Annotated in this window: 20 protein-coding genes and 1 pseudogene; 12 read left to right on the top strand and 9 right to left on the bottom strand. The window is 54.8% G+C overall.

Going from position 1 to position 24,491, the window contains the following annotated elements:
- The 3 genes and pseudogenes from ABEB26_RS22710 to ABEB26_RS22720 form a co-directional block, all read right to left on the bottom strand.
- A pseudogene (locus ABEB26_RS22710) lies at window positions 1-1,300 on the bottom strand (hypothetical protein); the annotation flags it as partial.
- 61 nt (window positions 1,301-1,361) lie between these two features.
- Window positions 1,362-4,553, bottom strand: a complete 3,192-nt coding sequence (locus ABEB26_RS22715; protein WP_345724374.1) for a DUF7948 domain-containing protein — start codon at window positions 4,551-4,553, stop codon at window positions 1,362-1,364.
- A 135-nt stretch (window positions 4,554-4,688) separates the two neighbouring features.
- On the bottom strand, window positions 4,689-5,678 hold the full coding sequence (locus tag ABEB26_RS22720) for a tyrosine-type recombinase/integrase (protein WP_345724375.1): 990 nt from the start codon (window positions 5,676-5,678) through the stop codon (window positions 4,689-4,691).
- Between the two features lie 178 nt (window positions 5,679-5,856).
- Here ABEB26_RS22720 and ABEB26_RS22725 point away from each other — a divergent pair, with 178 nt between their 5' ends.
- The 3 genes from ABEB26_RS22725 to ABEB26_RS22735 all read left to right on the top strand — a co-directional run bounded on the left by ABEB26_RS22725 (window position 5,857) and on the right by ABEB26_RS22735 (window position 10,356).
- The gene (locus tag ABEB26_RS22725; protein ID WP_345724376.1) at window positions 5,857-8,958 is read left to right on the top strand and encodes a Tn3 family transposase; all 3,102 of its coding nucleotides are present in this window, start codon (window positions 5,857-5,859) and stop codon (window positions 8,956-8,958) included.
- Between the two features lie 134 nt (window positions 8,959-9,092).
- Complete coding sequence (locus ABEB26_RS22730) at window positions 9,093-9,545, top strand: META domain-containing protein (RefSeq protein WP_345724377.1); 453 nt, start codon at window positions 9,093-9,095, stop codon at window positions 9,543-9,545.
- 253 nt (window positions 9,546-9,798) lie between these two features.
- Window positions 9,799-10,356 (top strand): dihydrofolate reductase family protein, encoded by a 558-nt coding sequence (locus ABEB26_RS22735; protein WP_345724379.1) that lies wholly within the window; start codon window positions 9,799-9,801, stop codon window positions 10,354-10,356.
- Between the two features lie 100 nt (window positions 10,357-10,456).
- Here the strand turns inward: ABEB26_RS22735 and ABEB26_RS22740 are convergent, their stop codons facing one another.
- The 6 genes from ABEB26_RS22740 to ABEB26_RS22765 all read right to left on the bottom strand — a co-directional run bounded on the left by ABEB26_RS22740 (window position 10,457) and on the right by ABEB26_RS22765 (window position 15,813).
- The gene (locus ABEB26_RS22740) at window positions 10,457-11,803 is read right to left on the bottom strand and encodes a cytochrome P450 (protein WP_345724380.1); all 1,347 of its coding nucleotides are present in this window, start codon (window positions 11,801-11,803) and stop codon (window positions 10,457-10,459) included.
- Window positions 11,804-11,854: 51 nt separating this feature from the next.
- On the bottom strand, window positions 11,855-12,943 hold the full coding sequence (locus tag ABEB26_RS22745) for a hypothetical protein (protein ID WP_345724381.1): 1,089 nt from the start codon (window positions 12,941-12,943) through the stop codon (window positions 11,855-11,857).
- Window positions 12,944-12,961: 18 nt separating this feature from the next.
- Window positions 12,962-14,374, bottom strand: coding sequence for a cytochrome P450 (locus ABEB26_RS22750; protein ID WP_345724382.1), 1,413 nt, complete (start codon window positions 14,372-14,374; stop codon window positions 12,962-12,964).
- Window positions 14,374-14,889, bottom strand: a complete 516-nt coding sequence (locus tag ABEB26_RS22755; RefSeq protein WP_345724384.1) for a hypothetical protein — start codon at window positions 14,887-14,889, stop codon at window positions 14,374-14,376. The genes ABEB26_RS22750 and ABEB26_RS22755 overlap by 1 nt, the downstream gene beginning before the upstream one ends.
- Entirely contained in the window at window positions 14,879-15,268 is a 390-nt protein-coding gene (locus ABEB26_RS22760; RefSeq protein ID WP_345724385.1) for a hypothetical protein, read from the bottom strand. The genes ABEB26_RS22755 and ABEB26_RS22760 overlap by 11 nt, the downstream gene beginning before the upstream one ends.
- A gap of 197 nt (window positions 15,269-15,465) precedes the next feature.
- Window positions 15,466-15,813 (bottom strand): helix-turn-helix domain-containing protein, encoded by a 348-nt coding sequence (locus tag ABEB26_RS22765; RefSeq protein ID WP_345724386.1) that lies wholly within the window; start codon window positions 15,811-15,813, stop codon window positions 15,466-15,468.
- Between the two features lie 331 nt (window positions 15,814-16,144).
- On the opposite strand from ABEB26_RS22765, the gene ABEB26_RS22770 reads away from it, so the two are divergent.
- From ABEB26_RS22770 to ABEB26_RS22810, 9 genes are all read left to right on the top strand, one after another.
- Complete coding sequence (locus tag ABEB26_RS22770; protein WP_345724388.1) at window positions 16,145-16,345, top strand: helix-turn-helix domain-containing protein; 201 nt, start codon at window positions 16,145-16,147, stop codon at window positions 16,343-16,345.
- Window positions 16,346-16,560: 215 nt separating this feature from the next.
- Complete coding sequence (locus ABEB26_RS22775) at window positions 16,561-18,237, top strand: hypothetical protein (protein WP_345724389.1); 1,677 nt, start codon at window positions 16,561-16,563, stop codon at window positions 18,235-18,237.
- Window positions 18,237-18,668 carry an integrase gene (locus ABEB26_RS22780; protein ID WP_345724390.1) on the top strand — a complete coding sequence of 144 codons (432 nt, stop codon included), beginning with the start codon at window positions 18,237-18,239 and terminating at the stop codon, window positions 18,666-18,668. Before ABEB26_RS22775 ends, ABEB26_RS22780 begins: the two co-directional genes overlap by 1 nt.
- Before the next feature lie 210 nt (window positions 18,669-18,878).
- Window positions 18,879-21,119: a DUF7927 domain-containing protein gene (locus ABEB26_RS22785; protein ID WP_345724391.1), complete on the top strand. Its 2,241-nt coding sequence runs from the start codon at window positions 18,879-18,881 to the stop codon at window positions 21,117-21,119.
- Between the two features lie 15 nt (window positions 21,120-21,134).
- Window positions 21,135-22,034, top strand: coding sequence for a DUF11 domain-containing protein (locus tag ABEB26_RS22790; RefSeq protein WP_345724392.1), 900 nt, complete (start codon window positions 21,135-21,137; stop codon window positions 22,032-22,034).
- Between the two features lie 8 nt (window positions 22,035-22,042).
- Window positions 22,043-22,699, top strand: coding sequence for a hypothetical protein (locus ABEB26_RS22795; RefSeq protein WP_345724393.1), 657 nt, complete (start codon window positions 22,043-22,045; stop codon window positions 22,697-22,699).
- On the top strand, window positions 22,696-23,007 hold the full coding sequence (locus tag ABEB26_RS22800) for a hypothetical protein (protein WP_345724394.1): 312 nt from the start codon (window positions 22,696-22,698) through the stop codon (window positions 23,005-23,007). Before ABEB26_RS22795 ends, ABEB26_RS22800 begins: the two co-directional genes overlap by 4 nt.
- Window positions 22,994-23,719, top strand: coding sequence for a sortase (locus ABEB26_RS22805; RefSeq protein ID WP_345724395.1), 726 nt, complete (start codon window positions 22,994-22,996; stop codon window positions 23,717-23,719). The genes ABEB26_RS22800 and ABEB26_RS22805 overlap by 14 nt, the downstream gene beginning before the upstream one ends.
- Window positions 23,716-24,486 carry a hypothetical protein gene (locus tag ABEB26_RS22810; protein ID WP_345724396.1) on the top strand — a complete coding sequence of 257 codons (771 nt, stop codon included), beginning with the start codon at window positions 23,716-23,718 and terminating at the stop codon, window positions 24,484-24,486. Before ABEB26_RS22805 ends, ABEB26_RS22810 begins: the two co-directional genes overlap by 4 nt.
- The last annotated feature ends 5 nt before the right edge of the window (window positions 24,487-24,491 follow it).

Raw genomic sequence — 24,491 nt, forward strand, 5'->3', positions numbered from 1 at the left:
CGCCAACTAAGAGTGACTGAATCATCGTGTCATTGGCATTCAAGGCGGTGGCATCGCCCACGACAAACAACGCGATTTTGGCCGTGCTGGGCGTGCTGGTGCTGCCAGTGCTGGTTGGGGTCGCAGGTACGGGCGTGATGCTGGCGGGAATGCCGGTCGCGGTCGCCGTCGCAGGAGCAGCGGTTGCCGTGGCGCTATCAACCACGGTGAAATCGAGGGTGAAACTGCCGCCTTGGGTTCCCGTCGCATTCGCGCCGCTAAACGCGGTGACGACGAGTTGATGCTGGCCTGCGCTGGGAGTCCAGGCAGCATAATCGTTGCCCGTATTGCCCTGCAAGGCATACGGCGCACCACCCTCAATCCGATACGGCGCACCATCAAGGCTAAAGCGCACGCTGCCAACTGTGGCTGGGCTGGTGTTGGCGCGAATGTTGAGTCGCCGCGTGCCCAAGGCCACAAAATCGAGCACAGTTGGCGTGTCCATCGGATCAAAGCCGATAATCGCTTGGTCGGTATCAGCGTTGAATAAGGTGAGCGAAGTCACCGTAATCCCGCCAGCCGGGGTTGGCGTAGTAACCGTTGGTTCACTGGTGCTGGTTGGGGTGGCCGTCATGGGCATTGGTGTGCCATTGGGATCAAGCCACTGGCGCGTTTCAAGATTGAAACGTAGAACAACCGTGGTTGGATCGGCGACGGTGGCAAAATAAATCTGCGCATCATCCGTATGATGAATATATAAGGGTTCTATTGCGTGAGGAGTATCATAGCGTGCTGTAGCAACATCCTGTGTTTGGATCGTCTGCGTTTCAACCAGTATATATGATACGCTAGGGTCAGCATCTTTTGTATAGAGTACCAATTCATATCGGTATAGATTATCCACCATGAACCAACAATCATGGACGGTTATCGTTCGATTAGGAATATCAAAACATCCATAATGCCTCCCAATAACTCTTGGCACTGGTGACAAAAATGGGGTAAGAAGAGTACCATTGGCTTTTGAGGTAGCAATCGCTGCAAAATCAGGGCTGAGGGTGCGGGTTGGTCCACCAGCCGCGATTGTTGCTTCATAATATTCTGATTCCCGATTCCGATCAGCCCAGTAGGTTGCCTCAGCAACTGGTTCAAGGGTTGGGCTTTGCGCAAAGGTGGTTGCTTGCGCGTGCAGTGTTGCATTGATTGCATCAACCGTTTCAGTCGGATGGCTCGTGGCAGTTGCTAGAAAGCTTTGGGTATTGGAGTTTTGGCTTTGCACTTGTTCTTGATTACTTATTCTGCCGCACCCTGCAAGAAGCATAGCGAAACCAATGCGTAGTCCATACTTGATCCATGAATTAACCATTGTGTTTTCTCCCAACTTAAAAACCACAGTCTAGGTATGGTTCGCAGGCAATATCAGTGATAGGGTTGAGCTCGACTTGTGGGATAACTTGTGGATCGGGATCTACTTCCGGGGTTTTATTTAACCGCAGAAAATCGTATAACGCTTGCCAGCCATGGTTGGGTGTAAAGTTCGGGCAATAGGACTCATCAATAGTAGGAGTACTCGGATCGTCAGGGATGCACCCATAGTCAGCCCAAGTACTGTTAATTGAACAGAAACCAGTACTTGCACAATCGAGTGGATTTGGCAAGAGCGGCTCATAAGGAACAGGATCATCGCCACTACACCCTGATGCCCCACATTGCGTCATTACCCCTGCAAAATTCACAGGCTTGAAGGCTGGATTGGTATTCAAATAACGGCGCACATGAAACCATTCATAGGCATATGGTACATGGTAAATTTGGGGGATTGCTCGGGCAAAGGGTTGCTTAAAGGCCACATGATATACCCGTTGCATATGGACCTCATTGACCGTATCAGAACGAGGACAACTCTCACAGCTGCCAAAAAAATAATAGGGGATCATCGCCGCTTTAGGTTGTTGCCATTGATAGCCAGTAAACCCATCAAGCCATTGGCGTGTTTCTGGCTCATAACTTGTCCATTCGGCAGCCCCACCTGTATCAACATCATCGGCAAACGGGGTAAGATACTCCGCATCATAAGCCCCGGCAATTGACACATATTCTTCGGGTTTAATCGTGTTACCATCAAGGAATAGTGGAACTTGAAGATAATCATGATTGATCTCGGTGAGCATTTTTGACCATGCTACGCCATGGGCAAAGGTCAAATCAGGATTATCTTGCCATCCCGATGCTCCGTAAACAGCAGAATTTGATACACCTAAGGCAAGTGTTAATCTATCCTTGGGGGGCAACTCAGTATGTTCATTGCGAGAACATACATGTCCATCATAGGCGATAGATGGCCGTAAGTAGCCCTGAATAAAAGCCACAGTATTTTTTTTAATGTCTGAAATGCCTATTGTGGTATTAGTGATATTAATCCTAATAGGTTTGACTCCATACATTGGATTGGCAGCCGATCCTAGATTTCTTGGGCTTCCTAAAGCAAGGACTACAACCCCTTGGGCATTTGACCATTGGAAATAATCGCGAATAAAACATCCCAGTTCATGCATTCCCCCAGCGTCCGTTGACAGAACATAGTAACTTTTCGTAAATTGAGGCGGTGGCAGTGTCGCATTTATTGTACCAACCGTCGCATGTCCAAGAAATCCGGCACTATTAGCCCCAACTGAGCGTACCCCTACAACAACTCCATCCCCAGCCGCCTCAACCAGATCGATAATCCATTGCTCATAGTCCGATGAACCCTGCATTTCGTGTTGCTCAAGTACGGTACCATTTGGGTGGAGTGTAATCAAAAAGCCGCGTTGCACGCCAAGGGTGCGCGTCGCGCTACTCAGACCATTGGTGACCCCACCAACAAGCACCTGTCCCGTACTGAAGACGGTCAACGTATTAGCTCCCGTTGCGCTATAGGCGCTATTGATTGGGACTTCATCGCTCAAGCGTCGCAGGATGGGCAGCGCTCCGGCGGGTGTAATTGCGGCAACCCATAAACGAACTGCCGTATTATCTGCCGCATTGGTCACCGATTCATGCCAGGCAACCCATATGTTGCCACTGCTATCGATTGCCAATGGGCCGCCAATCCATGCCGTGCTGCTGCCGCTGGCAATGCGCTCATAGGCGGCTGGGCTAGGGTTGCTGGGCACGCGCTCATACACGATCTGCCACCCCGTCCCGACCCAGCGGCTTACACCTGCACTCGACGGATTGCTAAATCCACCACTGGTCACAGTCGCGCGTGAAAAACTGCCATAGAGAACGCCGTTGCTCGTGACGGCGAGATGGGTATAGGCGACAAGTGCGGTGGTGGTCGCGGTATGGGTTGTTGCACTGGGCGTAATTGTGCTCACAAACCCATTGCCACTTGGCAGGCTCCGCCAGGTCATCCACACCTGTTCAGCACTGGGATGGGCCACCAGATCATCGATCAGGCCATTCGCGCCACTCTCGACCAGCGGGACACTTGTGGCCGTAGCAAAGCGCACGATTTGGACAGGCTGCGGGTCACTGGAATCATAGGCACCGATGCCGACCACGATCATGCCGCCTGCGGTCACCGCCACCCGTGCCACTGTCCCCAGCGAACCAAGCAAGGTCGATGCAAGCGGCGTTTGGCCGTCGCTGCCAATCCGCCAGAGCACCGCCCCACTGTCGCCTGCTCCGGCAAGGTAATATTGACCATTGGGATGCCGCGCAAGGTTACTCACCGTGCGCAACCCAGCCCCAAACACGCGATTAATCGTCAGACTGGGGTCAAGCACCAAGGGTTGACTGGAGTCGTATGCGCCAAGCGCGAAACTCAGCGTGCCATCGGCTGCGAGCTGAAACGCCACAGGCACAAACACCCGATCCTCACCCAGATCTTGCCAGGCGATCGGAGCGCTTTCGGTGATGATGGTGGTTGGATTGACCTGAATCACCAACGATCCATCGTTAGCGATCTTCACATCCAAGGCATCGGGATAGCGCCAGCCAATCTGACTTGGGTCGGCTCCGGCGGCTACGAGATAGCTGCTTTTGAGCGTCGCCGAGGGTGTGACGGTATACTGCAAATCAATCTGGGGATAAATGGTGCGGGCCTGAATCTGTTGATATTGCGGTACATCGCTGCGCCAGCGGCTTGAATCAGGACTGCGATAATCCGAGACGGTTGTTCCCAGTGGCAGGCTCGATTCCCACGCGGCTGGCGATGCAGATCCTACCAACTCCATGGTCAAGGTGATTGGCTCAAGACTGCTGGTCAGTGGCGAGGAGAGCCGCAATTGCCAGCCCGACGGCAGCACCTGAAGGATGCCACCTGCCAACGCAGTTTCGTAGACAATATCGTTTGCTAACTGGCCGTGATTGGGCACAAAGCCCGTGCTATTCAGGACGACCGTTGGGGAGGGTGTCTCCGCACTGGTGGTTGCCAGTGCTGACGAAGCGACGGCTTCATTGGGGAAGGGTGCAGCCGCAACGTCGGGGATAGATCCGGCAGGAACTGCCAACCAACTGAGGTTACTTATCACGATTCCACACAGCAAAAAACGCCGCAGGGGCTGCGGCCAACGCGATCGGTCTCTCATGAGGGGATGTCCTCCATCAACACACTCAACGAATCATGGTTATCCTAGCACACCATCTCTCGACGCGTCAATCATGGTTGGAACCGCTATCAAACTGACGATTCATGATCGACCTCCGGCTCCTTCCGCGCTTATTTAGCCCTCCCCATAGGCATTCAGACCGAGTTGATCGACCCGTTCCGCCAATTCGGTCATCGTTGGTTGGGTGTAGCGGCTGGTGGTATTCAGATCCGTGTGACCAAGCAGGCGTGCCAGCCCGATTAAATCGCCAGGATGGGTGGCAAGGTAACGGCGGGCAAACGTATGGCGGAGTTGGTGTGGGGTCGCATCCGCAGGAACCAGATCGCGAGCGGCAGTGCGCCGAATTAATCCATGCAGCATGCCCCAACAGGCTGAGATGCTCATGCGCTGGCCTTTTTGACTCTGCCAGAGCGGAGTCGGCTGGGGAAAATTGTGGCATGCAGCCCAGACCGCAACGACGGCTTTGCGCGTTGGCGCAACATCGAACATCGGGGCGGCATAGGCAACCAGCGCGGCACAGGCAGATCCATTCAAGGGAATCCGGCGGGCTTTGTTGCCTTTGCCACTCCGAATCATGACCGCTCCCTGTTTCTCCCCAAGGGCAATATCCTGCCAATTGAGTGCCTGACATTCACCAATCCGCATCCCCGTTTGGATCATCAGTTGGAGCACGGCATAATCGCGCAGCGGATGACGACTTCGCTGGGCTTCCCGTAATAACGCATGCAGGGCCGTGTCGCTGAGATCATTCGGTTCACCACCCCGCTGCTGACGAATCCCTTTGAGCCGGGCCAGCGGATTGGCGGTGAGGGCGTGGTGCTCCACCAACCATGCACACCAGCGGCGCAAGGCGGTGAGATGCAGATTCACGGTTGCGGTGGCCATCGTGCGTTGGAGGTGCTGCCGATAGGTTCCAAAGGCAATCGGCGTACAATCCGCAGGGGTGATCGGACGGTGTTCTTGCTGGGCATACCACGCGAGAAAATGCTGGACAATCTGGCGATACCGCCTGACCGTGCGGGCCGCATGATCGGCAAGCACGAGATCCGTGAGCCATGTCGTGGTGAAATCGCGGAGGATCGGTGCAGCGACCGCCGCAGGCAAGTATTCTCGTTCGTTTTTTGCAGCACTGGGAGCGCCTCTCTGGGTGAAAAAACGGTCGATAGTGGGCAAAAACGCACGAGAATCCGTGTTCTCGTTCATTTTCACGTATACTCTATCACCGAGCCAGCCCAGAATCAACGGCTGCGGCTCGTATCCATGCCGATGAAAGGTGGAACCCATGCCGGATGCTGCCGAGACGATCACCGAAGTTCCTGGCGGAAAACGACGCGGTTACATTCTTGATGCCGATGCCATTGCTGCCATCTTCGCCCGACCACAGTTCTCCGCTGCGGAGCGTGACCAATATTTCACCATGAGTCATGCGGAGGAACAGTACTATGCCGACAACCGCGATGACCATACCAAGTTAGGGTTCTTACTCCAACTCGGCTACTTTCATGCCAAACAGCGCTTTTTTTCCTTTACCTTTGCCGATGTCTTACCCGATGCGTGGTATCTCTGCCAGCGCTATCAGCTGCAGAATGTCAATCCAGTTACCCAAGTCCCCTTGCATAGTGACACGATCACCCGGCAACGGGATGCGATTTGTGCGGTCAGTGGCTATCGCCGTACAACTGCTGTTGAGCGTGCCATGATTCAAACGCGGGCGGGAGACCTCGCACGGATTAGCAGTGACCCGCTGTATGTGTTCCGCGAAGTGATGCAGTATCTGAGTGATGAGCGCATCATTGGCCCCCGCTATACCGTCATGCAGAATTTGGTGAGCACGGCCTTAACCGCAGAACATGATCGACTCACCGCACTGCTGAAGACCCATCTAACCCCTGATGAGCGCGAACAACTAACCGCGTTACTCCACACTAATACAGGCCGTCGGCCCATCACGTGGCTTAAGCGTGATCCCAAAGACTTTAGTAAAACAGCCATGCAGGATGAACTTGCCCGTGGACAGATCCTCCAACCCTTAGCCGCGTGTGCCGCTCGCATTTTGCCAACCTTTGCGATTTCACAAGCGGCCATTGCCCACTATGCCTGGTTAGTCACCTATTACTCCTCAGGGCGACTTGAAGGGCTTGATGATGATGTCCAGCTCCTCTATCTGCTCTGTTTTGTGCATCGGCGCTACCATCGCCTCAATGATCACCTGATAACGTGCCTGCTCCAACTGGTCAAGCAGTATCATACCGAAGCCATCACTGCGATGCAGGAGCAAACGTCCGCCCTGCAATCGGCACTAACCAAAGATTTTCCAAAGGTTGGAAAAGTCCTGAAACTCTTGCTTCCACCGACCTATCCCCCCGAAACGCCACTCTCCATTGTGCACCATGCAGCCTTTGCTCACCTTTCCCCGGAGCGCCTTGCAGAACTCGCTGACTACCTCCTTGCCCGTGGAACCCTTGATGCTTCAGCGTTTTACTGGATGAAGATTGATACCCTCATGGCCCGCGCAAAACCACGGCTCCGTCCGCTCTTGATGGCCCTTGATATGGCGGCAACCCATCCTAATTCGCCACTCTTGGAAGCAGTCCGTGCTCTCCAAACCCATTTTACCGCAGGCCGACCACTCACCCGCGTCATGACCACGGATCTCCCATCGGGCTTTATGAATGACCACGACCAACGCGCGATAACCGTCGATGAAACCCAGGAATTCATCCGTGACCGCTATGAGTTTTTGCTGTATCGCTCCCTTCGCAAGGCGATTGAAGCGGGCGAACTGGTCTGTGCCGCGAGCATTCAATTTCGCAGTTTTGAAGACGATCTGATTCCTGACGCAGAGTGGGCCGATAAAACGGCGGTGCTGGAGCGCATTGCGGAACCGCGCTTGCTCGAACCGATTGATGCCCAGCTTGCAACGCTTAAGCAGGAATTAGAAGCCCGGATTCGCGCCGTCAACGCCCGCATTAAGGCGGGTAAAAATCCCCATGTGACCATCAAATCCGGCAAGAAACGCACCACGTGGTCTGTCCGCTATCCCCGCCCGCGTGATCCGATCAACCATGCCGTTTTTGATACCGTGCCGCAGGTCTCGATTACCAGTGTCCTGCAATTTGTGGAGGAACGGTGTCCATTTCTCCAAGCCTTTACCCATGTGTCGGGACGCTATCAAAAACCACCCACCGATGACCACATTATTCGCGCGTGTCTGGTGGCATGGGGAACCAACATGGGGGTTGGGCGGATGGGGACGATCTCGGATATCCCAACCCATGTGCTGACCCAAGCCTCAGAAAATTATCTCCGCCTAGAAACACTCCAGCACGCCAGTGATCACATTTGTAATGCCATGGCGGCAATGCCACGCTTTCGGCGGTTTGATCTGGGGGATCATGTCCACTCGAGCAGTGATGGGCAGAAATTTGAGACGCAACGGGTGACGTTCGGCGCACGGTACGGCCCAAAGTACTTTGGCCGCTCGAAGAAAGGGCGGGTCGCTTACTCGCTGGTCGCCAGCCATCTGCCGATCGCAGGACGGATGATCGGCGCACACGAGCATGAAAGTCATTATGTCTTTGATATCCTCAAACAGAATGCAACGGATGTTCGTCCGCGCGTCCATTCCACCGATACCCACGGGACGAATCACGTCAATTCCGCCCTTCTATACCTCTTTGGCTATCTCTTTGCACCACGCTATAAGAATCTCCCGCGCAAGGTTGCAACCAGTCTCTATGGATTCCAGCACCCGCGGCAGTATGGCGATGTCCTGCTGACACCAGTCCGCAAAATCAACACCGCGTTAATTCGTGCCGAATGGGACAACCTGCTCCGGATTTTTGCCTCATTGGCGCTGAAGACGACGAGCCAGCATATCATTGTCCGCAAACTGAGTTCGTATGCCCGCCGCAATAGCACCGCGCATGCGTTGTGGGAGCTTGACCGCATTATCACCAGTCTGTACCTCTTGGAGTATGTCGATTCGGCACCACTGCGCCAGCATGTCCAACGCGCCCTCAATCGTGGGGAACAGTATCATCATCTTCGGCGGGCGGTGTCCTACGCGAACATCGGCAAATTGCGGTTTACGACGGAAACCGATCAAGAATTGTGGAATGAATGCAGCCGTTTATTAGCCAACTGTATTCTTTTTTACAACATGACTGTACTCGATCGGTTATTAGCCCAAAAAGAAGCGGACGGTGATACCGTAAGTGCTGCTGCCATCGCGGAAATTGCGCCGATTGCCTGGCAACATATCAATTTTTATGGTCGTTACGAATTTGTGACGATCCCTGAGCGGATTGACTTGGAAGCACTCGTTGCAACCTTAGCACAACGTCAGTATCGACCAGAAAATGCTGAAAATAAAGAGAGGTAGCTCAAATGTACTGAAGTGGGAGTTTTTGAGGGAATTTACAGTTAAGCCCTTAATGGTCTTCAGGGGAACCTTTCGTGAGGGAACGGCGTTGCTCTTGCAATCAACTGATGACTATAGCTATGGAGCATGCACCTATGCGTTCGATAATCAATCTCCTCTTAATCGCCATCATGATGGGTGGGTGTGGAAGCACACCATCATCAACCACCCAGCCAACCAGTGCCCCTACGATCGGTGACGCAGCCGCATTAATTGGCTCACGCTGGAACGTGTTAACCATCAATGGGAAACCGTTGGTCGGCAGCAAGCCATTACCATTTGTGATTGAGTCCGCCAGTCAGGTATCAGGCGATGGCGGGTGTAATGGGTATGGTGGCGGCATCACGATCGACGGGACAAGCATGCAGATTGGCCCACTCGTCTCCACCCTGATGGCCTGTGTAGAACCGGGTATTCAAGACCAAGAAACCGCGCTGCATCAACAATTTGAGCGGGTTCGCAGCTATCAACATACGGCAACCCATTTAACCTTGCTTGATGCCGAGGGAACCGCCATCATCACCATGGTTCGGCAACCCACGCCATAAAGCCGCAGCCGCGGCGGCTGGATTGGTAGGAGGATGCTCGTCTGCCAAGGCATCAGGGGAGAGTTGTTCATTCATCACTGCCACCGTGCCGCTGGCAAACTCTGCCTGATTCGGGAACGAATCCTTTTATCCGGCAGGGTTTGCTAATCGTGGTCTTTCATGCCTCAGCCTCAGTAGTATAACGAACAAATGTTCGTTATACTACTGAGGCTGAGGCATGCTGTATTTTCGCTTTGGCTCGAACGGAGGATACATGGGACGCTTGACCTTCAGTAGCAACATCACCTTGGACGGGTGCATTGATCACCGGGAAGGAATCGCTGACGACGAGACCCACGCCTTCTTCACCCGACTTATGGACGAGGGTGGGGCGATGCTGTGGGGCCGTATTACCTACGAGATGATGGAAAGCTACTGGCCTTCAGTCGCCTGCGGCATCACGGATGCACCGCAGGCGATGCGTGAGTGGGCGATCAAGCTGGAGGCCAAGCCGAAGTATGTGGTGTCCTCAACTCGAACGGACTTCCCTTGGACCAACAGCCACCACATTACCGGCGATCTGCGCACGGTCGTCCAACAGCTCAAGGATGCGACCCCGAATGGTGTGCTTCTCGGGAGTGGCAGGCTCGCAACCGAACTTGATCGGCTGGATCTGATCGATGAGTACCAGTTCCTCGTCCACCCGATGATTGCTGGCCATGGTCCGACCTTGTACGCCAGCGGGCTGCCCACCACGCGACGGCTCGCGTTGATCTCGGCGACCCCACTCCGTTGCGGAGCGGTTGCCATGCACTACCAGCGTGCACGTTGAATCACTGCTGGTAAGCGCTCACGACCTGCGCTTACCAGCAGCCTTTGCGAGGATTGCGTGGAGCTTCCCGCGCATCAGCGCGACACACCCACATATCTTTTTAATACTCCTTAATACTACCGCCAAATTTCTGTGTTTCTTGACTTAACCCCAACAACGCCCGATCCGGCTCTAACACAATCCGAGGTTTAAACCCAACGGGCGTTGCATCGACCAATCGTGGTATCCCCGCCTGCAAGACCGTCTGCATCACCGTTGTAAGCTGTTGGAGCGCGAGGTGCATGCCGATACATTGGTGTGCGCCAATGCCAAAGGGGATATAGCTCAGGCGTGGCCGCGCCGCAGCTGCCTCGGGGGCAAATCGTGACGGATCGAACTGGGTTGGATTGGGATACCATTGGGGATTGCGCTGGATGATGAACGGACTAAAGCCGAGGGTTAATCCACTGGGCAATACCCCAAGCCCGGGCAGGTCAATTGGTGCAATCACCCGTCGGGTAAATACATACACAGGTGGGTAGAGGCGCAAGACTTCTGCGAGTGTTTGGGTGAGGAGCGCAGGTGGCGTCTCATCCGGGGCATGATCGATGGTATAGCGCAGCTGCTGTGTTATATCAGGCTCGGTTGCAAGGACATACCACGCCCACGTTAATGCGGCAGCCAGCGGCTCATGGCCAGCAATAAAGAAGGCCATTACCTGATCGCGGATGTCGGCATCGGTTAACGATACACCCTCACCCCGTGCGGCCTCAAGCACGTGGGAAATCAGATCATGGGGGGTTGGCTCATGGCGACGCAGCTGAATTAAGGGCAGCAGTGCCGCGTCAAGCGTCCGGCGGGCGGCGTGAAATCGGCGATGCCGTAACGTCGGAACCCAGCGTGGTGGGGTAACAACCTGGGTCATCGCATGATTGACCATCGCCGTCACCGCCGTCCATGCGGCCACGATTTGAGGCTGTGTGGCTAGATCACTGCCAAACAGGAGGCGATGATTCAGTCGCAAGGACAAATCCTGCATTGATGCATATACATCGTGGGGGGTGCGAGGCCACGCCGCGAGCCAGTGCTGGGTTTCGTTGCGAATTAACGCAGTATGCGCTGCGATGGTGCGCGGTTGAAATACCGGAGCCAATAATCGCCGTTGGATATGATGATCCGCGCCTTCGAGGGTCAGCAGGCTGTTGCCAACCACGGTTTGGAGCAGCGTCCGGAGACGAGTGGTTTTCTGCAACGCTGGGCTATGATCAACAAGCAGTGTCTGGATTAGCGCTGGATCGGCAACCATCAGGACGGGCTTGGAACCGAAATGAAACACGCCAACCGCGCCGCAGGTATCAAAGACCGCTTGAAAGAAGGCTAAACGATCACGGCGTAATGCCCCGACATTGCCAATGATGGGATAACGGGGCATGGATGGAATGGTCTGGAGCACGGTCGGTGTGGGCATTGCTCAAATTTCCCTACAAGTGAAAGACTACATATTCTACGAGATGCGTGTTTACGTATGAGGTATCATGCTCTGTTGTCGCTGCCAGCGACGAATAACTCGCGCAAACTGCATGATGTAGTCGATGGGATGCGTATTAAGCGCAGGAGTAGCGGGTCCAGAGGCTTGAATCGGCGCTTCTGGATAAATCGTGAGAATCCAATACATTTCTTCCACAGCACCATCACATGGTTTTGGAGCGTGACTTAAGATCAAATCGCGTGAATCAATAATATCGATCATAAGGCGTGTTCGATTATTGGCAAGTATATCAACAGCTCTCCGAACTTGGGGAGTCATGGCCATAAGCACCCTATGAACACGTTTAATTTCGTGTAGCTGATACTGTTCGTATTGCTGGCGTAACCATTGGGGGATACAGCGGCGATAGACAGCCTGTGGAATTCCAAACGAGAGGATCAGGAAAAGAATGGTCGCAGGCTTCACGCCATGATAACTCCATGCCAGCCATTGACGATAGCCTTCTCCATCAACGAAAACGAGTATGCTCACCACGATGACAGAAAGCGCCATAACACTCGAGCAGGTAAATCCAATGATACAAAAGAGCGCACGGATTTTGATTTCTAAAGCGGCAAATTGTTGAAAACATTGCCACCACCGATACATTAATCCCGCTGAAAGTGTTAGCATCAAGCTATAGCTCAGGATATGCGATGTAATATAGGCAAATGTGATTTGGATAGAGTCATTATCCATCAGCATACCCAAATTATCAACGCGCTGCGTATCAATGATAAATCCAATGCAGGTGATGGTAAGGGTTCCCCAAATAATAGGATGTGTCCGTAAATCAATAGGTACTGTTCGTTGGGTTAATCGTTCTGCCATCAAATAAAAATAGAGCATGCTCGTATGCATTGTTGCAACACGTATTCCATGATTCATCCAGGTCACAGGTTTTGGGACGGCGGCAATGGTTGAAATAACCATCAGGATGGTTCCAATAATTACTGGTGCAATGAGATACAGTGTTCCCTGTTCTCCCCGTCGGTAACGGCGATAGAGGGGGTAAATAAAGCACAGCAACATGAGCGGAATGCTTAAATAGCGAACTGTTAAGGGATCAATCCTAGTCATCTTAAACCAAACCCTCTTCTAGGCAGGAAAATCAACTAATCGCCGAATCGTTCCTTGGATGGGTTGTGATATGGTGGCAGTTGTAGGTTTTTCAAGCTTAAGTGAAATATCTTCTTTTATCCCAAGACTTACTAATACTTGGTAATGAGCCTTAGCATTTAGTGGTAATTTCCACGAGTACCGTTGGATTATCATAGCGAGAATAATCGTCAACTGCGTGATGGCAAGTCCTGATCCGATACACATTCGTGCGCCTGCCCCAAAAGGTAAATATTCATAGGGCGATGGGTTTATCGATTCCCAACGCAGTGGATCAAACCGCCTTGGCTCCTCATACAGGTCAGCCATCCGATGTGTTACGTAGGGGCTATAGCTTACTCGAGAACCTTCAGGAATATGATAGTCTCCAAGGAAGCAGTCCTCGGTTGTTAAGCGATGACTATAAATCGCTGGAGGCAAGAGCCGTAGGCTTTCCTTGATAATTGAGCCTAAATAAGGGAGTGATCGTACATGCAATGGTTCAATCGGAGATTGACCGCAAACCGATTGAATTTCGGCAATAACATTGTGCATAATCTCTGGATGCTGAGTCAGTAACAGCATTGTCCAGACTAAAGCATTGGTCGTCGTTTCGTAACTTGCAAGAAAGAGCGTTGCGACTTGGCCAACCAAATCAAGGAAGGATGGTGACTCATCGCTTGTTTTGGCACTACTAAGGAGAATACTCAGGACATCATTCGTATTCTTCGACGATTTTTGATGCATTAATGCAATAACATTCTGTTCAAGCACCGATGAAAATGCAAGCATCTTCGCGTATGGAAAAGGAAGCGTATTAATCGGAAATAAAATAGTGCTTGGACGAGTAATAAGTTGAAGCCATCGTTGGAAATCCTTCCCTATGGAAGATTGTACAATTGTTTTGTCAATACCAAAAAGGATTTTGTTCGCAATACCGATAGTTAATGACCGCATTTCTTCAACAATCCAAACACTCTCTTTCCTTTCCCACGAATCCAGCATTGATACCGTAAGGTTTACAATATCATGATGATACGATTCAATAGCCTGTTTGTGGAACGATGGCTGCATGAGCGATCGGTAATAGGTATGTTCATCCCCGTTCATCATAATCAAGCCATGACCTAACCGCTCAAGTGCAGAATTGGCGGGAGCCTTGAGAAACGGAACAACATGAAAAAGTTTGGGATTGCTTAAAATTTGATGATTAAATATTGGACCAAAGGCGAAGACCCTCCGTGTATCATGTGCAACCATTGCCGCAATATGACCAAAATGTGTGTATAAATCCATTACCGATTGCACACGATCCAGTGAAAATGCGAATCGTGTGCCAATATTGCCACCGATCCGAAGCGGCTTTGGGCCTGGAATATCGGTCTTTAATAGTGCTTTATTGTTTTGCGTCATTAGCGATATTCTCCGCCAAAATATGCCCATACCTTTTGGGTTGAATCGTCAATAATGGCTGCATCAAGACTTTCTACAATGAGTGTTTCTAATAAATTGGCAACCGACTCGCAGTACACGTTATTTAGTAGCGAGCCATCGCGAAACTGGGCATCAATTGGGCAATAATGCCGTTGAAATTGTGTTAATGTTTCGTAATGTAAAAGATGATGTCCTGCTAGCAAATGGCCAATTTCATGGGCAATCGTTGTGATACGAAGAAATGGATTGATACCAGCCCGAATGGCAATGTAATCAACATCGGCAAGGACAATCGAATAGCCATTCACCTCTGCACTTAATGATGCATGATTATGATCTTCAATCACAAGTGTTCGTTGTCTAAAGCATTGGGTATAGAGATATAACTCATCTAGTGAGAAGCGTTTTCCAAGAAAAGCATAAATACCGTCCATGATCTGTTTAACATCACGTTGAACGGCGCTATAGATAAATGAATGGTCATTATTGCTCATTACTTTCTTCATCCGTGCTAGTTTCTTCAGCAGCAATGGAATCAAGTAATTCAAAAAGTTTCTGCTGCGTCTCAGGGCTAAAGGTCTGGACACCACGTAAAAGCACCTTCGCAAAGCCTTGAGCTTGTGCGTTTGGCTGATGGTTAGGAGGAGTTAATTCAGGAAAAAAATACGAAGGAGAGACCTGAAAAAAACGACAAAGATGGAGCAATGTTAATCGACCTGGATTAACATTTCTGCCACTTCGCAGGAGTGATAATGTTGATTGATCGATTGCTCCATTGAGTGCCGTACTAACATCTGTGTTGGTATAGCGATCCCCATTAGGTTTACGATGTGTGTCAAAGAGGTCATTAATGAGATCCGCAAGTGTTTTCATAAACTACAGCCTTTCGCATAATGGGCTGTAGTATACCTTATTTTTGAATATAATCAAACGATTTTGACAACTCTCAATAACGTTATATAATAGCGTCTAACTAAACTCTTGGCTAGTACTATAATCCTAGAAGTGAATAGTCCTACTACTACATCACTATCATCCAATTCATCCCCCGTAGTATGAGATTCTTACCTTTATCTATCACGACTGATGGCATTAATTAACTCAAGAACTTTCTGTTTAACGTCAGTACTAATAGTAGTAAACAAGGTGTTAATAACTTCTGGACTGGATTGGACCTGATCTTCTCGCAATTCTGGAAAGAAGTAGGAGGCTGGAACTTTAAAAAATTGGCACAATGCCAGTATTGTCTCACGGCTTGGATTAGGGATTTTGCCTTTCCGAAGCCGAGATAGATGTGATTCTTGCAAGGATTGCTGCAATGCCTCGCATACTTCTTTATTGGTATATTCGCGTCCATCAGGTCTTGGATAGGTGCGAAATAGACCATTGATAAGATCTGCAATATTTTGTTCGCTCATCGCCACTCCATCTAATGAATATTAGTGCATTAAATTGACAAATATTCATCGGATATCTATAATAAAACTGGGGAATCCTAGTTATAGGTATAAATAATAACGGTTAACAAACAAGGAGCGTATATAGTACGCCCCGTAATTTATTGCACCTAAACAATAAAACGTCCCTGATCATACCATTAGTGGATACATTGATCAAAGCCTTGTCGCAGGCATAACAAACGCGATTCTGATAGAGGGGGCGCTATCAGAAAAAGTGGTACTTGCAAACTATTCCGAATGATGTATACTTGACCGAACGGTAATCCATACACAGCATCGAGAATGTTCTATGAGTACACTTTTATCAACAAAAGGCGCAGCCGAACGACTCGGTATTAGCCGTCGTCGTGTTATCTGTTTAATTACAGATCAACGACTACCTGCCATGAAAATTGGTCGTGAGTGGATTATTCAGGAGGCTGACCTTGCCTTGGTGGCCCATCGAAAAAATGGTGCACCACGCAAACAGGATCGGAAAGAAGCATCATAAAAACAATGGATATCATCGTAGTGATTATACGAGCCTGTTAGTCTTCCAGGCCATACCAGAAGGCTAAAAAAAGAAAAGAACGCGGGTGGCAGCCCATTGCGTTCTATTTCCATCGTATATCCGGCCCTTATCCAAGGGGCCTTTGCTATGTCTCAGTATACTTGATCTCATGAAAATGTCAAGCATACGAGGCATGGCATGGAGTTGTATACCCTATGCCATCAACCCATCCGAGCGGTGGGGCGGAGGTCATGCGCAATCCGTCATGGCTGGCCGCACCCGACCGATCGTATCTTTGGTTCCCAACCAAACTGGCGGAAACCCTCGCTCATGCCCCGCTGGCGTTAGGCATCTATGCCCTGATTGTGCGGCGCTGGCTCGTGAACCATACATCCGTTCCGCTTTCTGCGCTGGATATTCAAACCTATGACCCATCCCTAACCCGCGCCAAGATTCGCACGGCCTTCGACCAGCTCATCGCTGGCCACTGGCTGGCGATTCCGAATCCTCCACAGCACGGCTGCAAAATCGCCTATGTGCCAACATGGGGGCGGCAACGCGAGGGTGTGCGCCAGTGGGACACCACCCAATCCTTCAATCGAGGCCGCGTTGCCACCCATCGACTCGACCGCACCATCCTCGATACCTACCTTGGCCGCATCGAGCCACGCCAGCACGGCCAGCCCTTAATTACGCGCTATCTGACCACGCCAGCGCTCACGCTCACCGATGTGGGGGTGTATATGCTGCTCGTGGCGGGTGTGCCCCATCGTCACGCGACGGCCACCCTCCAGCGTCGTGGCTTATGTCAACAAAATGTGCCGCTGGCCATACCAACCATGATGGAGATCATGGCGCAGGGGACAATGAGTCTGCATGGCGCACAGCACTTGCAACTGCTGCCACGTGGCGGAATCATGCGACCCAGCGACCCTGATTCCCGGCCCAATCTTTTTTTTGTGGAACCGGACCTGGCGACGATCATGGTGACCACCATGGCGACCAACTTGGCGATGACGGACAGCGTGTCCGAGGACGGTTTTGAGGCATTAGGAAGCGAAAAAACAGCGGTTGCCTGTGAACAAAAGAACGTCACAGGCAGATCATGCAAAATAGGCAGAAGAAACCAACCACCGGAAAACACTCTGCATAGCATACAAAACGGTGGTGGAGTCTCTTTTTCTGATAGTACTAACGAACGACTAGAACGTGAACCCGAACAGGATGTTCTCGAACCCAAAACCAGAATCATTCCGGCGGCACGAAACATTATGTCAACTCCAGATACCCCGCAGGTTGCCCTCTTGCGGTCGCTGGCGATTCGGCCCAAGCAGGTGCTGGAATTTGCCGCTATCGATCTCGCCACGCTGGAAACCGTGGTGGCTGATGCTCGCCAGCGCTCGGGTATTCGGGATATTGGTGGGTGGGTGGTGAGTATCCTGCGGGATATTCAGAACCACGGCTGGGAGCCTGCGGCTGCCAAATGGCAGATCGATCAGCCATGTGATTTCGAGGCATCGCTCTCACGGTGGTACGCGTTCGTTGGGCAGGATGTGCCGTCCGATGGAGCTGCCGAGGACGCTGCCGAAGCCTGCATCGAATCCGCCCCGCCGCCCGTTGTGGTTGACTGGGCAACTCTTGAACCTTTACTTGACCCCACGGTCACGGATACGGCGCTCGCCGCTCAGGAGCCGCCGCACCGTCCGTTGTGGATACCTGCGGTGCTCTGGTTGCGGCTGCGTGCCTCGGTGCGGATGCTGTTGCTAGCCAGTCGCTGCGATGGACGCTCGATTACGGCAGGGGATGCTTGGCGACAGGCGCAATTAGCCCTCCCTGCCTATCGCACGGTGCTTCCGGCCTTCATACACGCCTGTGAAGCCCTGCGGGAGTAATGCTGATGGTGATCAATCCTGCGCCCCCTCGCGTGGGGACGGTGCGAGTGCTGCGGACGGCGCGGCCTCGTCGAACGGTGGAACGGGTGCTGGCGGTGATTCCAGCGACCCAGTGGTTGGATCGGGCCGTGTTTTGGCTGATGTACGATACCCAACTGCGGGTGTTGCCGCTGTGTCGGCTGACTGTAGCCGATGTCGATCTGGCCAGTCCGTTGCCGGTGGTGCGCTGTGGCGAGCGCTGGCGACTGCTGACGGAAGCCCCGACCGTGACCGCCCTGACCGCGTACCTGCCCCTGCGATCCGCATCATCCGACTTCCTCTTGACCCATGCGGAGCGACCCCTTGATTTCGCCTATCTTGACCAGCGCTGGCGGATGTACTGCCAACGGGCTGGTGTCACTTGCACCCTGCGCGAGCTGCGCGGCGGCTAGTTAGCCGTGACAATCTGACTTCGTTTGTGTGTCCCCGGCGTGATCCTCACGGTGGGGTTTTGTGTGCCGTTTTTTTGGATTCTGTAGGAGGTTGTTATGCATCGATGGCGTTGGGTTGGGATTGTTGGGATCGTGCTGGGGCTGCTCAGCCTGCTCCCCGCAGCGGCGATGGAATCACAGGATGACGTGCGGCCACTGGTCACGGTGGGGATGACGAGTCCCACGGCGGGGCAGGTGGTCACGACTCCGACCAGCACGGTGACCGGAACCGCAACAGCGGGGGCCGTGCTGACCGTGCGGCTCGATGGAACGGTCGTGGCAACGGTGACGGTCGATGGCACGGGTCAGTGGAGCGTGCCATTGACCGGACTTACGCAAGGCAATCACACGGTGACGGTCGAGGCCGTGGTCGAGCGGCCCAGTCGCTTGTATTGGGCGGCGATGCTCGATGGCCAGCGACCCGACACCCTGTATGTGACTGATCCGACCGTGAGCGCCACGCCGCTGGCGACGATCAGCGTTGGCTCGGATGCCGATGGGGTGACGGCGAGCCGCGACGGCTTGCGGGTCTATGTCTCGCATGAGCATGGGGTCGATGTGGTGGACACGACGACCAATACGGTGCTGACCACGATTGACCTTGCAGGCCACACCCACCTTGGCAGTATCCATCCGACGCGGAACGAGTTGTGGGTGGCGCAACGCGACCTCAACCGAATTGCGCGGGTGGACACGGCGACCAACACGGTGCTGGGCTTTGTGGCCTTGGCGGGTGAAAAGCCACATGATGTGGTGTTTGCCCCCGATGGCAGCCGCGCCTATAGCAGCAATATCGAGAACTCGATTAGTGTCATTGACGCAACCAGTGGCGCGGTGCTGAGTACGCTGCCCATCGGCAATAACAACCGTCGCTTGCTCATGAATCAGGATGGGTCACGGCTCTACGTTACCGCCTATGGGCAAAACGCGGTGGTGGTCATGGATACGAGTGTGCAGCCGCCCACGGTCGTGACCACGATTCCCCTTCAGTCTCCGGTCGAGGATCTGGTGTTCAACCCCGATTTCAGTCGCTTGTATGCCTCGCTCCCCGAAGCGTCGCCGCCGGTGATTGCGGTGATCGATCCCGCGACCAACGTGCGGGTAACCGCTGACACGATTCGTGGCAGTATGACCGATATTCGTGACCTGGCGATTGACCCATGGGGCACGGGCGAGCAGATCGTTGGTGGTAATGCAGGGTTCTCACAAGTCTATTCGCCGGTGACGCGCGGCCCCATTCCCGACCGCCAAACGACCGTGGCCGACAGTTTCCGCATTTACGACTCGGACTGGGCTCGCCAACGCGAAACCGCGACGGCCAGCGTGACGTTTGCGGTGGATCTGACCGCTGATGTCGGTGTCCATAAGACCCACGCAGGCGATTTTGTGGTGGGACAGGACGGGGTCTACACCATCGCGATCACCAATCACGGCCCGGCTGCCATGCCCGTGGGGACGGTGGTCGAGGACGTGGTTCCGACCGGACTGACCGTGGTCGCGGCGCAGGGAACGGGCTGGGCCTGTGCTGCCAGTGGCCAAACGGTGACCTGTAGCGCGACCGCTGCGTTGCCTGCCTTGGCAACCAGCACGGTCCAGATCACGGTGATTCCGCAGGCATCGGTGGGCGATAGTGTGATTAATCGGGCCTGTATCACGGCAGCAAACGATGCCAACCCGACCAATGACTGTGATGACGATCTGACGACGATTTTGCATCCATCGCTTGGTATCGTAAAGCGCTCGACTCCCCCCAATGGCACGGCGGTCGCCGCTGGCAATACGATTACCTATTTCCTTGATGTGACCAATACCGGAACCGCGCCCTTGACCGGAGTGACGGTGCGCGATGCGATTCCCGAGGCCACGGCATTCATCGCGGCTGATCCGGTGGTAGCTCCGGTGGATGGCGTGCTGACGTGGGTGATTGGCGATCTGGCGGTTGGCGCAACCCAGACCGTGCAATTTCAGGTGCGCGTGCTGCCGATCGGTACAACCGTCGCCATTCGCAACGTGGCACAGGCCGCGAGTGATCAGACCAGCGAGCAGGACTCGAACCTGCTGATTCACCCCTTCGACCCCACCAGTATCAGCCTCGTGTCCTTCGATGCCGTGATCATGGGCGGCATGGTCGATCTGCGTTGGGTGACGGGCAGTGAAGTGAATACGTTGGGCTTTCACCTGTATCGCAGCACGACCCCCAACCGCAATGAGGCCACGCGGGTCACGACCAGCCTGATTCCCTCGCAGGGAGCCACGGGCGGCAGCTACCACATGACCGATGTCAGTGTCGTCGCGCCGCTGGGCCAGTGGTCATATTGGCTGGAAGAAATCGAGTTGACTGGTCAAACGACCTGGTATGGCCCGGTGACGGTGCGGATGCATACGATCTATAGCCCCGCTGTGATGCGGTAGGAGAAGGAAACCCTCATGTTGAAACGTGTTGAAACAATCGCCTTTGTGAGTATCGTCGTGGTGGCGGTGGTGTTGGGCTTTGTGAAGCTGATGCCCGCGCAATCGAGTGCGGCGCAACAGCTGATGAGCCTTACGCCCTCACCCGAACCAACCGAACTGCCAACCGATGTCCCAACCGATGTGCCGAATCCAACCGCTACGCCACGGCCAACCGACGAGCCGCTGCCCACCAGCACGCCGAGCGATGGCGCGACCGTGACCCCGCGCCCAACCCGCCAGCCGTTGGAGGTTACGTCAACGCCGATTGACCTGACCGCCACCCCAACAACTCTCCCAACGGCAACCCCGAACGACGCAGCGACGGTCACGCCTGTTGCCGCCTTGCCCGATCTCGTGCTGGAGAAAACGGCCAACGTCCAAACGGTGGCCGTGGGGGATAGCCTGCGCTGGACGCTGACGGTGCAGAATCGCGGGTCAGTCCCAGCAGCCAATGTCCTTGTGCGCGATGTGCTCCCCGCCTTCTTTCGCGGTTTGCACGTCACGACGAGTTTGGGTGAGGCGACGCTGACCGATGGGATCGTGAGTGTCCAAATTGCGGAATTGTCTGCTGGACAAACAATCACGATTTGGATTGACGGCACGGTTGTCTCCCTCGACGGCCCCTTGACCAACCTTGCCCAAGCCTCGACCACGACGACCGAAACGACGACCGAGAACAACACCGCCTGGTCCACCGTGATCACGAAGGCGGCGGGTGTCGTCCAGCCAACTGCCACGCCCCGCCCTGTGGCCCAACGCACTTTTCCGGTGACCGCGAGCGATGATGCCGTGTCGGTCGCGGTTCCGGTCGGGCTGGTGGTGCTGGCCACGCTGGTGCTGGCGTGGATGCTCTGGCCGTCACGGAGGCTGGGATGAGCGCGGATATGACCATCCTGACCGATGCGGCACGCGGGGTGCTGCTGGGCTATACCACCGCCTATCCCCAGCCGCTGTATCTGGCGTGGCGCGCCGGACTGGTGGTGCAGCTGCTCCATCCGGCACTTGCCGATGCGACCACGCTGCTTCAGGCATTGATCCCGCGCGTGATGCAGCGCGATGGCGGTGGCGGCAGTAGTGCCGTCGTGCTGGCTCCGCAGGTCGTGGCCGAGGCGCTGCGCTATCTGCCGCAGCTGCACCTGGTCGATCTGGCCGATGTACCCGCCGAGGCTGCGGCCTTAGAAACGGTCTTGGTGGGACGGGGCACGGTCGTGATCGCGCTGCCAGTGGGCGTGGCCACAACGCAGCTCATGCGGCTGGTCTGGCCGTGGCTCACGACGGTGCTGGGCCGCATGCTCACCCCACCCTATTTGGTGACATGGGACGATCCGGCTCCGTTAATGATTACGCGAGCGACGGTGCAATTGGCCATCCATACCCGCCCCACCCCGCCCGTGATCGGAGCGCATGCCACGCTGGTGGCCGATGGGGACGGCTGGCTGCTGACGGTCGTGGGCGAACGCCACCCGCTGCGGCTCCGGCTCGATGCCCCATCGCTGGTGACGTTGCCAACGACCGCTGCTGTGCGGAGCCGACGGCGATGAGTGCGGCGCTGGACAGTGTGGTCGTGCTGTGGACGGTGGGCTGGGCGATGGTGGCCGTGCTTTCGCTACTGCTGCGGCGCTGGTTGGTTACACGGCTGGCAATGGGGGTGGTCACGCTGCCCCCGTCGCCCCTTGGCGCATGGTTGCCCATGCAGGATGCCGTGGCTCCGGTGCTTGGCCCATGGCTCGCGCAGGTTGGGGTTCCGCCGCTGCCGTTGGGGGAATGGTTGGCTGTTGATGGCTGTGATTGGTCACGGGCGATACCCGCTCAGATCGCCGTGACCCAAGGAGTGCATGATGCAGAGTGATATGACCCACCGATTGATCCACCTCGTCACCGTGCTGGTGGCGGTGGCCGGAATCGGGATGCTGAGCGGGGTCGGTTGGGTGGTCTGGTCGTTTGTCGCGACGACGCAGGCGGTGCAGGCGCGGCAGGCGGCATTGCCCCTATTGCCGAGTGTGCGGCCCGTGGTGGCAGCGACCGCGACCGTGGAGCCAACGCAGGCGGTGCTACCAACCGCGACCCCGCTGCCGACCGCGACCGCGACTCCCGTACCGACCGCCCTGCCGCTGCCGCCGCTCGATGCGCTGCGGATTCCGGCGATTAACCTCGCGCGGCCCGTGCTGCCCGCCCATTTTAGTGATGGGGTGTGGGATGTGCCGCAATACGCCGTTGGCCACCATGCCGACAGTGGCCAGCCGGGCGACGGAACCAACATTGTGCTCAATGGCCATGTGGGCGGCAGTGATCCGGTCTTTGCCGATTTGGCGCTGCTCCAGCCGGGCGATCTGCTCTGGCTCTATCGTGGCACGCTGGCCACGGCCTATGTGGTCAGTGACACCCTACGGATTCAGGTCGTGGGCGCTGCGCCGGACCAGGTGGGCGCGGAGGCGGAGCGGCTGCTGAGTCCAACCGATCACGAGCTGGTCACGCTGATTACCTGCTGGCCACCGACCGGGCCGAACGCCTTTGACCAACGCCTGATTGTCCGCGCCGTGCGGCAGGAGGGCCAGCCATGAGCTGGATCGTGACGATTGGCCTCACGGCGATGCAGGAGCAGCGGGTGCGCGAGACGGGCGGGATGGTGATCGCCACCAGCAATGTCTTTGCGGCGGAGTATCAGCTGCTGGCCTTGCTCGACGGTGATACACCGAATCCCGGCTTGGTGGTCTGTCGGGCGGTCGATGCGCATGGCGTGGCGACGTGGTTGCTGGGCGCGGCATTGGCGGTGCAGATGCAGGCCGGAACGCTCCAGCGCTGCGCGATGGCGGTGCTCGATGAAGATCTGGCGACGATTGTGCATACCCAACTCGTGCCGGGCTTGCAGGTCGTGACCCCGATCCTGCCGTCGGCGCTCACCCCACTCGTGCGCGATCTGCCCCTGCTCGGGGAGCCAACGGGGAGTACCGCGCATGCGGCGGCGACCTATCGGGCCTTGCGGCGCTCGTTGCCGTTGGTCTTGGATGCGCGGACGGCGGTGCAGCCGTCGGGATGGTCACTCGACGATGTGTTGACCGCGCTCTATCTCGTGTCAGGCCGCTTGTCCACCGTGCCCGAAGCCCTGCTTGATCGGCTCGTTGATGTGGGTGGCCTTGAGGGGTTCCGGCGGTGGTTGTTGCTGCAAGCACAGGAGGGTGGCTGGCGGAAAGATGAGCAACTGATTTTGTGCGGGCTGGCGCATGGGAAAACCTATAGCGAATTAAGCTATGATGTGGGACGGTCGCGGGAATGGATTAGCCGGATGGTACGGGGTCAGATGGCTCCGGCCTTAGCGGCCGTGTTGTAAGGAGG

The sequence above is a fragment of the Herpetosiphon gulosus genome (genome assembly GCF_039545135.1).
GTDB lineage: Bacteria > Chloroflexota > Chloroflexia > Chloroflexales > Herpetosiphonaceae > Herpetosiphon > Herpetosiphon gulosus.

Excerpts from the sequence above, each read along its gene's own strand:
- ABEB26_RS22795 (WP_345724393.1), top strand. The coding sequence starts at position 22,043 with ATGACCATCCTGACCGATGCGGCACGCGGGGTGCTGCTGGGCTATACC.
- ABEB26_RS22780 (WP_345724390.1), top strand. The coding sequence starts at position 18,237 with ATGCTGATGGTGATCAATCCTGCGCCCCCTCGCGTGGGGACGGTGCGA.
- ABEB26_RS22725 (WP_345724376.1), top strand. The coding sequence starts at position 5,857 with ATGCCGGATGCTGCCGAGACGATCACCGAAGTTCCTGGCGGAAAACGA.
- ABEB26_RS22755 (WP_345724384.1), bottom strand. The coding sequence starts at position 14,889 with ATGAGCAATAATGACCATTCATTTATCTATAGCGCCGTTCAACGTGAT.
- ABEB26_RS22785 (WP_345724391.1), top strand. The coding sequence starts at position 18,879 with ATGACGAGTCCCACGGCGGGGCAGGTGGTCACGACTCCGACCAGCACG.
- ABEB26_RS22740 (WP_345724380.1), bottom strand. The coding sequence starts at position 11,803 with ATGCCCACACCGACCGTGCTCCAGACCATTCCATCCATGCCCCGTTAT.
- ABEB26_RS22735 (WP_345724379.1), top strand. The coding sequence starts at position 9,799 with ATGGGACGCTTGACCTTCAGTAGCAACATCACCTTGGACGGGTGCATT.
- ABEB26_RS22750 (WP_345724382.1), bottom strand. The coding sequence starts at position 14,374 with ATGACGCAAAACAATAAAGCACTATTAAAGACCGATATTCCAGGCCCA.
- ABEB26_RS22810 (WP_345724396.1), top strand. The coding sequence starts at position 23,716 with ATGAGCTGGATCGTGACGATTGGCCTCACGGCGATGCAGGAGCAGCGG.
- ABEB26_RS22770 (WP_345724388.1), top strand. The coding sequence starts at position 16,145 with ATGAGTACACTTTTATCAACAAAAGGCGCAGCCGAACGACTCGGTATT.
- ABEB26_RS22765 (WP_345724386.1), bottom strand. The coding sequence starts at position 15,813 with ATGAGCGAACAAAATATTGCAGATCTTATCAATGGTCTATTTCGCACC.
- ABEB26_RS22790 (WP_345724392.1), top strand. The coding sequence starts at position 21,135 with ATGTTGAAACGTGTTGAAACAATCGCCTTTGTGAGTATCGTCGTGGTG.
- ABEB26_RS22715 (WP_345724374.1), bottom strand. The coding sequence starts at position 4,553 with ATGAGAGACCGATCGCGTTGGCCGCAGCCCCTGCGGCGTTTTTTGCTG.
- ABEB26_RS22745 (WP_345724381.1), bottom strand. The coding sequence starts at position 12,943 with ATGACTAGGATTGATCCCTTAACAGTTCGCTATTTAAGCATTCCGCTC.
- ABEB26_RS22800 (WP_345724394.1), top strand. The coding sequence starts at position 22,696 with ATGAGTGCGGCGCTGGACAGTGTGGTCGTGCTGTGGACGGTGGGCTGG.
- ABEB26_RS22775 (WP_345724389.1), top strand. The coding sequence starts at position 16,561 with ATGCCATCAACCCATCCGAGCGGTGGGGCGGAGGTCATGCGCAATCCG.
- ABEB26_RS22805 (WP_345724395.1), top strand. The coding sequence starts at position 22,994 with ATGATGCAGAGTGATATGACCCACCGATTGATCCACCTCGTCACCGTG.
- ABEB26_RS22760 (WP_345724385.1), bottom strand. The coding sequence starts at position 15,268 with ATGAAAACACTTGCGGATCTCATTAATGACCTCTTTGACACACATCGT.
- ABEB26_RS22730 (WP_345724377.1), top strand. The coding sequence starts at position 9,093 with ATGCGTTCGATAATCAATCTCCTCTTAATCGCCATCATGATGGGTGGG.